At 63.6% G+C, this 12921-nt stretch carries 10 protein-coding genes and 4 pseudogenes; 11 read left to right on the top strand and 3 right to left on the bottom strand.

Annotation, left to right across the window (positions count from 1 at the left end; all coding sequences use genetic code 11):
* Positions 1-185 (top strand): annotated as a pseudogene (locus BVER_RS30485) (IS5/IS1182 family transposase); the annotation flags it as partial.
* On the opposite strand, the gene BVER_RS22235 reads toward BVER_RS30485, so the two are convergent.
* On the bottom strand, positions 145-624 hold the full coding sequence (locus tag BVER_RS22235) for a DUF3034 family protein (protein WP_232316711.1): 480 nt from the start codon (positions 622-624) through the stop codon (positions 145-147). The pseudogene BVER_RS30485 and the gene BVER_RS22235 overlap by 41 nt on opposite strands.
* A gap of 304 nt (positions 625-928) precedes the next feature.
* Here BVER_RS22235 and BVER_RS22230 point away from each other — a divergent pair.
* The 3 genes and pseudogenes from BVER_RS22230 (at position 929) to BVER_RS22220 (ending at position 4951) form a co-directional block, all read left to right on the top strand.
* A pseudogene (locus BVER_RS22230) lies at positions 929-2892 on the top strand (bifunctional 2',3'-cyclic-nucleotide 2'-phosphodiesterase/3'-nucleotidase).
* Positions 2889-3671: a tetratricopeptide repeat protein gene (locus tag BVER_RS22225; RefSeq protein WP_050455124.1), complete on the top strand. Its 783-nt coding sequence runs from the start codon at positions 2889-2891 to the stop codon at positions 3669-3671. The pseudogene BVER_RS22230 and the gene BVER_RS22225 overlap by 4 nt, the downstream one beginning before the upstream one ends.
* 74 nt (positions 3672-3745) lie before the next feature.
* Positions 3746-4951, top strand: coding sequence for an MFS transporter (locus tag BVER_RS22220; protein WP_050455123.1), 1206 nt, complete (start codon positions 3746-3748; stop codon positions 4949-4951).
* A gap of 52 nt (positions 4952-5003) precedes the next feature.
* On the opposite strand, the gene pssA is transcribed toward BVER_RS22220, so the two are convergent.
* Positions 5004-5615, bottom strand: a complete 612-nt coding sequence (gene pssA / locus BVER_RS22215) for a CDP-diacylglycerol--serine O-phosphatidyltransferase (protein ID WP_050455126.1) — start codon at positions 5613-5615, stop codon at positions 5004-5006.
* A 181-nt stretch (positions 5616-5796) separates the two neighbouring features.
* On the opposite strand from pssA, the gene BVER_RS22210 reads away from it, so the two are divergent.
* Both BVER_RS22210 and BVER_RS22205 read left to right on the top strand, forming a co-directional pair.
* Positions 5797-6300: a MerR family transcriptional regulator gene (locus BVER_RS22210; protein ID WP_050455122.1), complete on the top strand. Its 504-nt coding sequence runs from the start codon at positions 5797-5799 to the stop codon at positions 6298-6300.
* Positions 6297-7633: pseudogene (locus BVER_RS22205) on the top strand (MFS transporter). The gene BVER_RS22210 and the pseudogene BVER_RS22205 overlap by 4 nt, the downstream one beginning before the upstream one ends.
* A gap of 1 nt (position 7634) precedes the next feature.
* Here BVER_RS22205 and BVER_RS22200 read toward each other — a convergent pair.
* Positions 7635-8726: a catalase family protein gene (locus BVER_RS22200; RefSeq protein WP_157056169.1), complete on the bottom strand. Its 1092-nt coding sequence runs from the start codon at positions 8724-8726 to the stop codon at positions 7635-7637.
* A gap of 111 nt (positions 8727-8837) precedes the next feature.
* Here BVER_RS22200 and BVER_RS22195 point away from each other — a divergent pair, with 111 nt between their 5' ends.
* The 5 genes and pseudogenes from BVER_RS22195 (at position 8838) to BVER_RS22180 (ending at position 12808) form a co-directional block, all read left to right on the top strand.
* Positions 8838-9638 carry a c-type cytochrome gene (locus BVER_RS22195; RefSeq protein WP_050455120.1) on the top strand — a complete coding sequence of 267 codons (801 nt, stop codon included), beginning with the start codon at positions 8838-8840 and terminating at the stop codon, positions 9636-9638.
* Between the two features lie 81 nt (positions 9639-9719).
* Positions 9720-10010 carry a GntR family transcriptional regulator gene (locus tag BVER_RS35315; RefSeq protein WP_269750790.1) on the top strand — a complete coding sequence of 97 codons (291 nt, stop codon included), beginning with the start codon at positions 9720-9722 and terminating at the stop codon, positions 10008-10010.
* Complete coding sequence (locus tag BVER_RS22190) at positions 9950-10423, top strand: GntR family transcriptional regulator (RefSeq protein WP_269750789.1); 474 nt, start codon at positions 9950-9952, stop codon at positions 10421-10423. The genes BVER_RS35315 and BVER_RS22190 overlap by 61 nt, the downstream gene beginning before the upstream one ends.
* Before the next feature lie 84 nt (positions 10424-10507).
* Positions 10508-11893 carry an MFS transporter gene (locus BVER_RS22185; protein ID WP_050455119.1) on the top strand — a complete coding sequence of 462 codons (1386 nt, stop codon included), beginning with the start codon at positions 10508-10510 and terminating at the stop codon, positions 11891-11893.
* A gap of 35 nt (positions 11894-11928) precedes the next feature.
* Positions 11929-12808 (top strand): annotated as a pseudogene (locus BVER_RS22180) (isocitrate lyase/PEP mutase family protein).
* Positions 12809-12921: the final 113 nt, after the last annotated feature.

Below are 12921 nucleotides of genomic sequence, written 5' to 3'. Positions count from 1 at the left end.
TCAAGGGGCAAACCGGCGACGCGCTGCATGCGGTGCTGTGTGCGGCCGGCTACAACCTGCGCTGGCTGCTGCGCGCGATCGTTCGTCTGGGCCTTGGCCCTATATTCTTTTTGCTGCTCGCGTGGGCGCGTTTTCAGCTCAACGTCATGCCTCAACCTCTACTCGTGCGCTGCAGACCTGGCTGAGATGTGCGTTTACGTCTGCACCAGACTGCGTCGTTGGGTCCATTCCGGCAAATTCAATTTTGCAGGCCAGACTATCGAAGGTCTGGCGCGCCAGCGAAAATTCGACGCGATTGGCCACGCCCACCAGCACGCCGTAGGTGCCGAGCGCGTAATCCTGCGTGTGGACGTAGGTGCCGTGCACGTCGGTACCGATCTGCTGCGCCGAGCCGTAGCCGCCGATAACGGCCCACGGCACGAGGCCGCCGCCCGCCGCGCCTTCGACTTGAGAAACGCCGCCGGTCAGCAGCAGCTTGCCGCCGGTCAGCGGGACGACGGGCGGTTCGTCGGCGAACGCGCCGGGCGAGATCGAGACGAGCGCGGCCGAAACGATTCCGGCGAGGCTCGCGGTCAGGCGATGGAAACGCATTGCAGTCAATGGGTCGAAGTTACTGTTGTTCACGATCCCCGTCCGGCGCGCGTACAGCACGAGCGCGGCGCAAGGGGGCGTTGGCGCGCCGGACAGGCCGCGCCTTTTCATACGCATGTAAACGGCCGGGTGAACATGAACTTGACGGTTCGCATCGGAAAAAAGCGGCCAGGCAGCCGCTTTAATATGCGTCGGAATTACCTGATTCAGCCTTTGCCTAATAATTCATTCTTGTATCGGGCTGCTGTCACATTCCTTACCTAACCTTTCCTCTTCCATTAAAAGCCGCCCCCGGCCCCCGCCAGCGCGCGGCACGACGAGAGCGGAGAACAGAGGGATGACGAGTCACAACAAGGCTTTGGGACTGCTGCTGGCATCGACGGCGATGCTCGCCGCCTGCGGACACGACAACGACGACGCGCCCGCCACGCCCGCCATCGCGGACGGCACCAAGGCAACGCTGGCGATGCTCGAGACGACCGACATCCACACCAACGTGCTGAGTTACGACTACTTCAAACTGGCCGAAGACAAGTCGATCGGTCTCGAGCGCACCGCGACGCTGATCGCCGCCGCGCGCCAGGAATTCCCCAACACGATGCTGCTCGACGACGGCGACACCATTCAGGGCACCGCGCTCGCCGACTATCAGGCGCTGGTATCGCCGGTGAGCTGTCAGACCACGCTCGCCGTCTACAAGGTGATGAACGCGCTCAAGTACGACGCGGGCACCATCGGCAATCACGAATTCAATTACGGCCTGCCGTTCCTCGCGCAAGTCACCGGCAGCAAGCTCGACGTGCCGAATCTGCCGCCCGTCGCGCAGCAGGCGGTGTGCGCCGGGCCGACCTTTCCGCTGGTGCTCTCCAATGTGATGGGCGCAAAAAGCGCGCAGCCGATCTTCAAGCCGTACACGATCATCGAAAAGCAGGTGACGGCGACGGGTCCGGACGGCAAGACCGTCACCGCGCCGGTGAAAGTGGGCGTGATCGGCTTCACGCCGCCCGCGATCATGTCGTGGGACAAGCGCAATCTCGAAGGCAACGTGTATACGAACGGCCTGAAGGAAAGCGCCGAGAAATACGTGCCGCAGATGAAGGCCGAAGGCGCGCAGATCGTGGTCGCGCTGTCGCACGGCGGGCTCGACAACTCCGCCTATTCGCCGACGATGGAAAACGGCAGCTATTACCTCTCGACCGTGCCGGGCATCGACGTGCTGATGATCGGCCGGGCACGGTCAACGGCGTGCCGACCGTGATGGCCAACTTCTGGGGCAAGCATCTGGGCGTGGTGTCGCTGTCGCTGACCTATTCGAAGGGCGCGTGGGTCATCGACAAGAACGCGACCAAGGTCGAGGCGCGCGCGATCCAGAACGCCGACAAGAGCTACGTCGCCGCCGATCCGAGCGTGTCCGCCGCGATCGCCGCCGAGCATCAGGCGACCATCGACTATGTGAAGACGCCGATCGGCTCGACCGATTTCCGCATGACCACCTACTTCGCCGATGTCGGCGACGTGTCGGCCATCGAGATCGTCAATCAGGCGCAGGCGCAGTACGTGTCGGATTACATCGCGGCGAATCTGCCGCAATACGCGGGCATTCCGGTGCTGTCGGTGAGCGCGCCGTTCAAGAGCGGTTTCGGCGGCGGCACGGATTTCACCGATGTCTCGGCGGGCAATGTCGCGATCAACAACGCGGCCGATCTGTATCTGTATCCAAACACGGTCTACGCGGTGAAGGTCACGGGCGCGGATCTCAAGGGCTGGCTCGAAACCGCCGCGCAGCGCTTCAACCAGATCGATCCCACCAAGACCACGGCGCAGGCGCTGGTCAGCAACTATCCGGGCTACAACTTCGACGTGATCTCGTCGAAGGACTTCAGCTATGAAATCGACGTGACGCAACCGGTCGGCAGCCGCATCAAGAACCTGAGCTACAAGGGCACGCCGGTGGCGAGCGATCAGGCGCTGATCGTCGCGACCAACAACTATCGCGCGAGCGGCGGCGGCAATTTCCCCGGTCTCGACGGCAGCAAGACGATCTATGCATCGCCGGATGCGAACCGCGACGTGCTGATCTCCTACATCAAGAAGATCAAGTCGATGACGTCGGTAACCAACGGCATCGACCGGAGCTGGCGCTTCACGAAGGTCGGCACGGCCGGTCAGGTCACGTTCAAGTCGGCGCCGAATCTGGTATCGCTGGCGCAGACGCAGGGCATCGCCAACGTCACGCAGATTCAGGCCGACGACGGCACCGGCAAGGGCCTCGCGACCTACGCGGTCGATCTGTCGCAATGATGAAGCGCGCCCTTTCGATCGGCGCATCGGTCATCGTCGTCGCGTACGCGGCGGCGATGTTCACGGCCGCGCGCACGCCCACGCGCGATATCGACGAGTGGCGCGTGCGCGCGCTCTCGACCCACGACCGGACCTCGATGACGAAGCTGCGCGTCGCGTCGTGGGCCGGCAACGACGCCGCCGCGCTGGCGTTGGGCGCGGTGCTGGTCGGCGGCCACGATGCGCGGCATGTGCGCGAGGGCATCGGCTGGCTCGAACGCAGCGCGGATCACGGCGACGCCGATGCGCAACTGCTGCTCGGCCGCGTGTACTTCGAGGGCGCGGCGGGCGCGCCGCCGGATTACGCGCAAAGCCGCCGCTGGCTGGAACGCGCGGCGCGCACGCTGCCCGCGACGCCCGCTCTCCACGATGACGACGACCACGAAGGCCACGCGCCGCTGGCGGGCGCGCAGGCGGCGTACTGGCTGGCGTCGATCCATCGCAACGGCTACGGCGTCGCGCGCGATGCGAACGAAGGTGTGCGCTGGCTGACGCTGGCGGCGCGTCACGGCGTGCCGCAGGCGCAATTTCAGCTTGCCAACGTTTATCGCGAACGCGGCAACGACGCGCAGGCGCTGTCGTGGCTCGAACGTTCGGCGCACGCCGAGTTGCCCGAGGCGAATCTGGCGCTCGCCATCGCGTACCGGAACGGCGAAATGGGCCTGCGTCCCGACGACGACCGCTACTGGAACTACGTCAAGGAAACGCTGCACGACTATAAGCATCGCGTGCAGCCGTGAGCGGCGGTCTGCAGGGTTTTCCCTGAACGCGTATCCTTCGTGTCGCTACACGGGGAAATCACACAGGAAAAACCATGTCCGCTCGACCATCGGCCGAGCGCGCCGGGACGCAGCACGTCGAACTCACGCGCGGCCTGATCGCGCTGTTCGCGTTCTGCTGCGGCGCGATCGTCGCCAATCTGTACTACGCGCAACCGATCACCGAACTCATCGCGCCGGACCTGCACATGGCGAGCGGCACGGCGAGCCTGATCGTCTCGCTCACGCAGATCGGCTACGCGCTCGGACTGTTCTTCGTGGTGCCGCTCGGCGATCTGCTCGAAAACCGCAAGCTGATGATCGCCACGGTGATCGTTTCCATCGGCAGCCTGACGGCGGCCGCGTTCGCGCACACGCCGGGCTGGTTCCTCTTTATCTCGCTGCTGATCGGGTTTTCGTCGGTCGCGGTGCAGATTCTGATTCCGCTGGCCGCGCATTTCGCGCCCGACGAATCGCGCGGCAAGGTGGTCGGCACGGTGATGAGCGGCCTGTTGCTCGGCATCCTGCTGTCGCGGCCGATCGCGAGCGTGGTTGCCGGACACTTCGGCTGGCGCGCGATGTTCGGCGCGGCCGCCGTGCTGATGGCGTTTATCGCCGTGGTGCTGGTGCTGACCATCCCGCAGCGTCAGCCGAGCCATCAGGCGACCTACTTCCAACTGATCGGCTCGCTCGGGCATCTGGTGCGCGGCATGCGGCTGTTGCGGCATCGCTCGTTTTATCAGGGCTGCATGTTCGCGTCGTTCAGCCTGTTCTGGACCGCGATTCCGATCGAACTCACGCGCCATTACGGCCTCACGCAAACGCAGATCGGCCTGTTCGCGCTGATCGGCGCAATCGGCGCGAGCTCCGCGCCCATCGCCGGCCGTCTCGCCGATGCCGGGCATACCGTGCCCGCCACCTTCGTCGCGCTGCTGCTCGCGGCGCTGGCGTATCTGCCGGTGATGATTCATCCGGCGTGGGGCGTCGGCGCGCTGGTCGTAACGGGCGTGCTGCTCGACTTCGCGGTGCAGATGAACATGGTGCTCGGCCAGCGCGAAATCTACGGCCTGCACGCGGTGAGCCGCAATCGCCTGAACGCGATCTACGTGACGAGTATTTTCGTGGGCGGCGCGTGCGGTTCGGCGTTCGCGAGCCGTATCTACGAAAGCGGCGGCTGGCACTTCGTCGCCCTGCTCGCGACGGCGTTTCCGCTGCTCGCGCTCGCGCACTATGCGCTGATCGGCCGACGCGTGACGGCATGAAAAAAGCGCATGCGCCTCGCGGCTGCATGCGCTTTTGTTTGAAACGGCGCGCTCAGGGCTTCGGGATGCGGATACGGCTGATCATCAGCGAGCCCGAAATGGCGTAGATCAGCACCAGCGGATGCAGCGTGAAGCCGCCGAACTTCCAGACGCCGAACCACAGATTCTCGCCGACCGCGCCGAAGTAGCCCGCGACGCCCAGCATCAGCACGATGGCGAACGATGTCGGAATGGGCGTGCCTTCGAAATGCGTGACCTTGCCGCTGCCGCCCGACATTTCCTCGGTCGTGACGTTATAGCGCGCCAATCGCGACACGCCGCACGCGACGAAATACGCGAGGATCACGCGGTCGTACAGCCCGCGCATGCCGCATCCATACGCGATGATCGCCGGCGCGACGCCGAACGAAATGACGTCGGCGAGCGAATCCAGTTCCTTGCCCAATAGCGACGCCTTCTGCCGCCACCGCGCGATGCGGCCATCGAGCACGTCGAACACCAGCGCCAGAAATACCAGACCGACGGCCAGATAGATATGCAGCACGTCGTTGTCGTCGAGATAGGACATCGACGACAACAGCGCGCCGGTTCCGCAAATCGCGTTGCCGAGGGTGAACCAGTCGGCGAGGTGAAAGTCGCGGATCATCGAAAATCGTTTGTTCATGCGTTTCTTCTTTAGTCGTGGATCGAGCGGACCGTCTTGAAAACGCGCGGCCCGCATGATCATTCAAGTCTATCATCGCGCCCCATTCAGGGGAGCGAAGCGGTTTTGCGGTTTCCGCAAACCTGTACGTGAACGTACAGGTTTGCGTTATACTGTCGTCTTCTGTACGTGGGACTGCGCCATGTCATCGCAAAAGCCCGATCTGCTCACCATCCGCGACGCCGCCGAACGGCTCGACGTCACGCCGCGCACGCTCAAGTACTACGAGGAACGCGGCCTCGTCACGCCGAGCCGCAGCGAAGGCCGTTATCGTCTCTACAGCGAGGCGGATCTCGAAAAATTCGCCCGCATCCTGCGCCTGCGCTCGCTCGGCTTTTCGCTCGAGGGCATTACCGAAATCCTCAAGCGTCCGCTCGATGCCGTCCACGATGGCCGCTCCGGTTATTCCATGACATCGTTGCGCGAAATAGAGAGCGCGTTGTCGCAACAAATCGAATCGGTCGATGCGCGCATCGCCGCCGTGCGCCGCGAACTGAAGGAAGCACAAGCGGTTCGTCGCGAGCTGAGCGATGACCTAAACTACATCCAGCGTCGTATCGGCGGTGAAAAACAGGAAGACCTGTTCAAGGAGCGCCTCGCGCGCAAGCGTCGCAAGCCGGCAAGCAAAGAGGATGCCGCGAAATGACAGCCGCATCGATGGGTCGCGCGCAGTCCGTCGCGGCGCGTATTCGAGACGATTTTTTCCCGTGGGCCATCGCGCTCGCAACGGGTCTCGATTATTTCGATAATTCGATCTTTTCCTTCTTTACCAGCTATATCGCGGGCGGCATCAACGCATCGACGGACGAACTCGTGTGGTCGTCGAGCGCGTATGCGGTGATGTCCGTGCTCGGCATCCTGCAGCAGCAATGGTGGATCGAGCGCATCGGTTTCAGGCGTTATCTCGCGGGCTGCCTGTTTCTGTTCGCGGCGGGCGGCGTGGTGGCGGCGCTGTCGGAATCGTCGCTGGAACTGGCGTTCGCGCGCGGCGTGCAGGGCTATTTCATCGGGCCGATGATGAGCGCGTGCCGCATCTTCATCCAGAAGAAATTCACGCCGCAGCGGCGGCCGATGGCGGTCAAGCTGTTCCTCTTCATGATCCTGATCGGCAGCGGACTCGCGCCGCTGATCGGCGCATATCTCGTCGCGTGATTCGGCTGGCGCGCGCTGTTTACGTGCACCGTGTTCGGCGTGTTCGCGTGGCTGGCCGTGCCGCACTCGGGCCACGTATTGCCCGAAGCGCGCGGCGATGCCCATTTCTGGCCGTACATCTGCTTCGCGTTCGTGCAGGGCGCGTTGCAGGTCGTGATGCAGCAGGTGCGCTTCGAGTTGTTCAGCACATCGCCAGAACTCGTGTTGCTGACGGCGGCGGGACTCATCGCGCTGGCGTGGTTCGTCTGGCATCAGTGGCATTATCCGAAGCCGTTATTGCGGCTGAGCGCATTGCGCGAGAAGACGTTTCGTGCGGGCATCGTGTCGCCGCCTTCGTCGGCGCATGGATGATGCATATGCCGCCCGATGTCAGCATGCCGTGGCTGATCGCGCCGCTCGTGCTACGCGGCGCACTGTTGCTGTTTATCGCGCTGCCGGTGGCGAACGTGACGTTCCGCGTGTTCGCCATCGAGGAATATAACCACGGCTATCGTTTCAAGAATATCGTCAAGCAACTGACGTATTCGTTCTCGACGGCGACGATGATCATTCTTCAGCAGCATCGCGTGGCCTTGCATCAGACGCGGCTGGTCGAAGCGGTAAATCCCTACAATCCGGAATTTCAGAGCGCGTACGAACGCCTGAGCAGCGGCTTCGAAGGACTCGGTTATGCCGCAGGCCAGGCCAAAAGCCTCGCGATGGTCGAAATGAGCCGCGCCGTCGCGCAACAGGCAAGCTTCCTGAGCGCGCTCGACGGCTTTTACTTTCTGATCGGCGTGGCGCTGGTTGGCGGCGTGATCGCGTTCTGGCAGAAGCAGATCGACTGACTCAAAGCGTGTCGCCTTGCTTTGGCTCGTGCATCGGGCAGCCGTTGCGTTCGCCGCGAAAATTCGACGACATCTCATACGACATCCGGCGCGCGCGCATCACGCCGCCAAGCGGCCGATGCGCCGTCACGCCATACCACGGGCTGAACGCCATGCCGTCGTCGATGCGTTTGGCACGCTCCGCGCTCCACGACGATTGCGGCGACACGCGAATCCGCGCGATCGTCACATACGGGCTCGCGTCTTCGGGCCACTGCACGGAGGCGTCTTCGATCGGCATCGCGTCGATATCGGTCGCGAGTTGCACGCGCACTTCCCACGCGCCGTCGTTGCTGGAAAAGAACTGGCTGACGGCATCGCGCAGACCGTCGGGATTGCCGGCGAGTTCGATACGCGCGTCCGTCAGCGCGGTCAGCGCGCGCGATACCGGCGCCACGCTGAGCTTGCCGAAGTACTGCCCGTAAAGCAGCGGCACCGCTGTATAGAAGGTCTCGCCGAGGATATGCGTTTCGGGATGCCCGCCCAGACTCTTGATCGTGCCGCTTTCGCCGCCGAGCTTTTCGATGGCCGCTTCGGTCACGCGCAACACCGCCGACAACGCCTTCTTCGCGCCGGGCGCCTTGTCGGTGGTTTTGGCGAGCAGCTTCAGATTGCTCAGAAACTTCTTCGGCGTGGCGGCCGTGAAGGCCGGCGCGTTGATCATCACGAAGTCCTGCGTGACGTCGCCTTCGCTGCCCGGCAGACGCGCGCCGTCGACGCCGATCACCTTGATCGCGAGACCGCGCGGCGTCGAAACCTTGTCGTCGAGCACATCGCCGGGATTGGTCGACAGCCGCATCACCACGGGCAAGGTCGCCGCGCGCGTGAAGATGCCTTGCGCAAGCTCGGGCGGCAGATCGGGCAGGACTTCGAACTCGCCGATCAGCAAACCGTGGCTTTTCGCGTGGACCGTGCGCCAGCCGTGGCCGGAATCGGCGTAAGTCGTCTCGGCGATGGTGCGCATCGTGTCGGCGAGTTCGCGCGTGGTGTCGGCTTTGTCGTCGGGTATCTGTTCGTAGGCGGAATCGAAAGGCAGCGCGTGCGTCGGGCTCATGGAGGCTCCGGATCGTGTGGGGTTCATGCGTTTGTCACAGCAACCGGTATACCCACGAAAACGAACCGCTTCTCGCGTACCATCGCTTCCGCCCCCTGAACGAGCAAGCCCATGACCATCCGATCCGCGCTCGCCATCGCCGCCCTTTTACTGACTGGTTCGCCCGCCATTGCCGCGAACCTGTCCGTCGATATCGGCACGAAGCAGACCTTTACGACCGAACAGCTTCTCGCGCGCCCCGATGCGACGACCATTCACGTGCCGAACGACGCCGCCTTCCATCGTACGATGACGTATCGCGCCGTGCCCTTGCGCGCGCTGCTCGATGCCGCGCATTTGCCCGACAAAAGCGACGTGCAGATTACCGGCACCGACGGCTTCGTCACGCATCTTCCCGCGCGATTGATGGCCGAGTCGAAAGCGCCGCATGCGCAAGCGTGGCTCGCGATCGAGCCATCTGATGCGCCGTGGCCGCGCGATATCGGCCCGTTCTACGTCGTCTGGACGAACGCGGCGGCATCGAACATCAAGAGCGAGCAATGGCCGTACAAGGTCGATTCGATCCGCACCGCCACGCCGCCCGCCGTGCGATGGCCGCAAATCGCGGTAGGCAGCGACGTGCCCGCGACCTCGCCGATTCGCCGCGGACAGGCGCTGTTCGCGACGCAATGCATGGCGTGCCACAAGATGAACGGCGCGGGCGATGCATCGATGGGACCGGACCTGAACCTGCCGCACAATCCGACCGAATATTTCCAGCCGTGGGTGCTGAAGCAGTTCATCCGCGATCCGCGCTCGATCCGCGCGTGGCCCGACATGAAGATGCACGGCTTCGACCGCAACGCCATGAGCGAGCGCGATATCGACGACGTGATCGCCTATCTCACCTACATGGCGAAGCACAAAAAGTAGCCGGTTCGCGGGGAAACCCCAAGTTTCAGCGCGCCCACATTGCATACAATTCTTCGGTACGCGCATGAAAACGGACCCAAAATGGCCCATCCAGAGCAAGCTTTGCATACAATCCCGCCCGAAGCACCGCGCTCGGGAGACGACGTGTATGCCGCCATCAAGGATGCGCTCGCGACCGGCCGCTACGGCGCGGGCCAGTATTTGCGCGAGGAACAGCTCGCGAAAAGCCTCGGCGTGAGCCGCACGCCGGTGCGCGAGGCGCTGCGCCGGCTGGACGCCGAAGCTGGGTCGAGACGCGTCCCAACTATGGCGTGCGCGTCAAGGCGTGGACGCTGCAGGACGCGCGTGAGATTTTCGAGGCGCGTCTGCTGATCGAACCGCATCTGACGGGGCGCGCCGCGCTGCATATCGACGCCGCGGACATCGCACGCCTGAAAGCCCTCGCCGACGCGATGATGTCCATCACCCAGCACGCCTCGACGCCCGAATTGCGCGAAGCATGGTTCGCCGCCAATGGCGAATTCCACGCGATCATCACGGCCGCCGCGAACAACGCGCGCCTCGACCGCTCGCTTCGATCGATGAAGGAAACGCCGCTCATCAAGTGGACCTTCGATACCTACGGTGACGAGGATCGCGAACGCAGCGCGCGCCAGCATTTCGAAATCGTCTCGGCGCTGGAGCAGCGCAATGTCGCGTGGGCCGAAGCAATCACGCGTTGCCATATCCTCGCCGCCGAAAAAGCCGTGCTCGACCGCTACGACCGGGAGCACGCGTCCGGCTGAAACGAATCCGCCCGCATCGATAGAAGTCGTAGAACGGATAGCCGCCGAAGCGGCATGCACCCATGCAACCGTAGGAGACACGACATGACCGTCAACGCCGGCCCCAGGCTGGACCGATTGCCCATCTCCGGTTTCCACAAGCGCGTGCTGTGGCTGATCGGCGGCGGCATGTTTCTCGATTCGTTCAATATCTATCTGGCCGGCGGCGTGCTCGGCGCGCTCGCCAAATCCGGCTGGTCGACGATGCAGCTCAACGCGGCGTTTCTCTCGTCGACCTTTATCGGCATGCTGATCGGCGCGTTCACCGCAGGCGTGCTCGGCGATGCCAAGGGCCGCAAGTTCACCTATCAGTTCAATCTCGCGGTGTTCGGGCTCGCGTCGATCGCGGGTGCGTTCGCGCCGAACATGCAATGGCTGATCGTCTGTCGCTTCTTCATGGGGCTCGGCCTGGGCGCGGAAATCGTGGTCGGTTACGGTTCGGTCGGCGAATTCATGCCGCCCGCCGTGCGCGGCAAGTGGTCGGCGTATCTGTCGCTGATCACGAATTCGGCGCTGTTCGTCTCGACCTTTCTCGGCTATCTGATCATTCCGTCGATCGGCTGGCGCGCGATGTTCGCGCTGGTCGACATCGGCGCGATGATCGTCTGGGTGATCCGCAAGAAGATGCCGGAGTCGCCGCGCTGGCTCGAATCGAAAGGCCGCTACGAGGAAGCCGAAGCGATTCTGCGCGCCGCCGAAGAGGAATCCGCGCGCGTGCGGCCGCTGCCGCCCGTCGCCGATGTACCGCGCGCCGCGCCGCAGAAGACTTCGATGCTCGAACTGTTTTCGCCGTCGCAGATTCGCCGCACGTTCGTGTCGATCGTCGTGCAGATCGCGGTGAACATGGTCATCTACGGCTTTATCGTGTGGGTGCCGACGTTCCTGATGAAGCAGGGCATCGGCATCGCGTCGTCGCTCGGCTACACCACGCTGATGTCGCTCGGCGGTCCGGCGAGCGCGCTGCTCGGCGTGCTGGTGGCGGATCGCGTTGGCCGAAAGAATGGGCTGATCGCGGTGGCGGCGCTCGCGGCGCTGGTCGGCTGGCTGTACGGCCATTCCGACGATGTGACGACGGCCACCGTGCTCGGCTTCCTGCTGTTCACGCTGACGTATCTGATGGTCGCGCTCGGCATCGCGACCTACATTCCCGAACTCTTCGCCACCGAGAACCGCATGCGCGCGAACGGTATCGCGGGCTGCGCGAGACGCATCACCGGCATTCTCGCGCCGCAACTCGTGGTGGTGATGTATGCCGTCGGCGGCATCAAGGACGTGCTGTCGCTGATCACGGGCGCGTGCGCCGTAATGGCCGTGGTGCTGGCGCTGTTCGGCATCGAGACCAATCGCCGCTCGCTGGAAGAGATCGCGCCGACGTCCGACGCCGATGGCGATCTGGCGACGTCGTCGTTGTCGCGCGAATCGCATCACTGAATCTTTTTCTTCGATTACCTGGACAGGAGCAGCATATGAACGTCTCGCATCAGGACAAACGCAAGGCATTGAAGGCGCGTTTCGCGCGCAAGGAACTCGTCACCGCGCCGGGCATTTTCGACATGGTGTCGGGCGAAAATGGCCGATTCGATGGGCTTCGACTGTCTCTACATGACGGGCTTCGGCACGGTCGCCTCGTACCTCGGCCTGCCGGACGCCGGCATTGCGACGTACACCGACATGGTGAATCGCGTCACGGCGTTCTGCGGCGGCACCAACACGCCGATGATCTGCGACGGCGACACCGGTTACGGCGGACTCCTTAATGTGGCGCACACGGTGCGCTGTTACGAGCAGGCAGGCGCGGCAGGCATTCAGCTGGAAGATCAGGAATTTCCGAAGAAATGCGGCCACACGCCGGGACGCCGCGTGATTCCGCTCGAGGACATGGTGAAGAAGATCAAGGTCGCCGCCGAAAGCCGCACGGACGCGAATTTCCAGATCATCGCGCGGACGGATGCACGCACGTCGCTCGGTCTCGATGAAGCGCTGCGGCGCGCGGAAGCTTTTGCCAAGACGGGCGCGGATGTGTTGTTCGTGGAATCGCCGGAGAGCGTGGAGGAACTGGAGACGATCGGACGCACCTTCGATATGCCGCTGCTGGTGAATGTCGTCGAAGGCGGACGCACGCCGCAGCTTACGCCCGAGGAATTTCAGAAGCTCGGCTTCAGGCTGGCGATTTATCCGGCTTCGGGGTTCTTGACGGTCGCCAAGGCGCTTAAGGACGTGTATGGCGAGATTCTGGCGCGCAAGGATACGCAAGGCGCGGTCGGCGGGATGTATCCGTTTTCGGAAATGTGCGAGTTGATGGGGTTTCCGGAGGTTTGGGCGTTTGATCGGAAGCATGCGGACTAAAAAGCAGTGCGCGGTGGTATCCGAGCCACCGCGCTTGCTTCGGGCTAGGTGGTTTTGCTGAACACCCGATTCAAGTCCCCACCTCCCGCCGCCCCGCCAAACCCATCGAACCG

The organism is Candidatus Burkholderia verschuerenii (assembly GCF_001189365.1).
In the GTDB taxonomy this organism is placed as follows: domain Bacteria; phylum Pseudomonadota; class Gammaproteobacteria; order Burkholderiales; family Burkholderiaceae; genus Caballeronia; species Caballeronia verschuerenii.
The sequence above is the reverse complement of the archived record's forward strand: the minus strand, read 5'-3'. Positions and strand labels throughout refer to the sequence as shown.

Excerpts from the sequence above, each read along its gene's own strand:
- BVER_RS22200 (WP_157056169.1), bottom strand. The coding sequence starts at position 8,726 with ATGAGCCCGACGCACGCGCTGCCTTTCGATTCCGCCTACGAACAGATA.
- pssA (WP_050455126.1), bottom strand. The coding sequence starts at position 5,615 with ATGAACAAACGATTTTCGATGATCCGCGACTTTCACCTCGCCGACTGG.
- BVER_RS22220 (WP_050455123.1), top strand. The coding sequence starts at position 3,746 with ATGTCCGCTCGACCATCGGCCGAGCGCGCCGGGACGCAGCACGTCGAA.
- BVER_RS22185 (WP_050455119.1), top strand. The coding sequence starts at position 10,508 with ATGACCGTCAACGCCGGCCCCAGGCTGGACCGATTGCCCATCTCCGGT.
- BVER_RS22225 (WP_050455124.1), top strand. The coding sequence starts at position 2,889 with ATGATGAAGCGCGCCCTTTCGATCGGCGCATCGGTCATCGTCGTCGCG.
- BVER_RS22195 (WP_050455120.1), top strand. The coding sequence starts at position 8,838 with ATGACCATCCGATCCGCGCTCGCCATCGCCGCCCTTTTACTGACTGGT.
- BVER_RS22210 (WP_050455122.1), top strand. The coding sequence starts at position 5,797 with ATGTCATCGCAAAAGCCCGATCTGCTCACCATCCGCGACGCCGCCGAA.
- BVER_RS35315 (WP_269750790.1), top strand. The coding sequence starts at position 9,720 with ATGGCCCATCCAGAGCAAGCTTTGCATACAATCCCGCCCGAAGCACCG.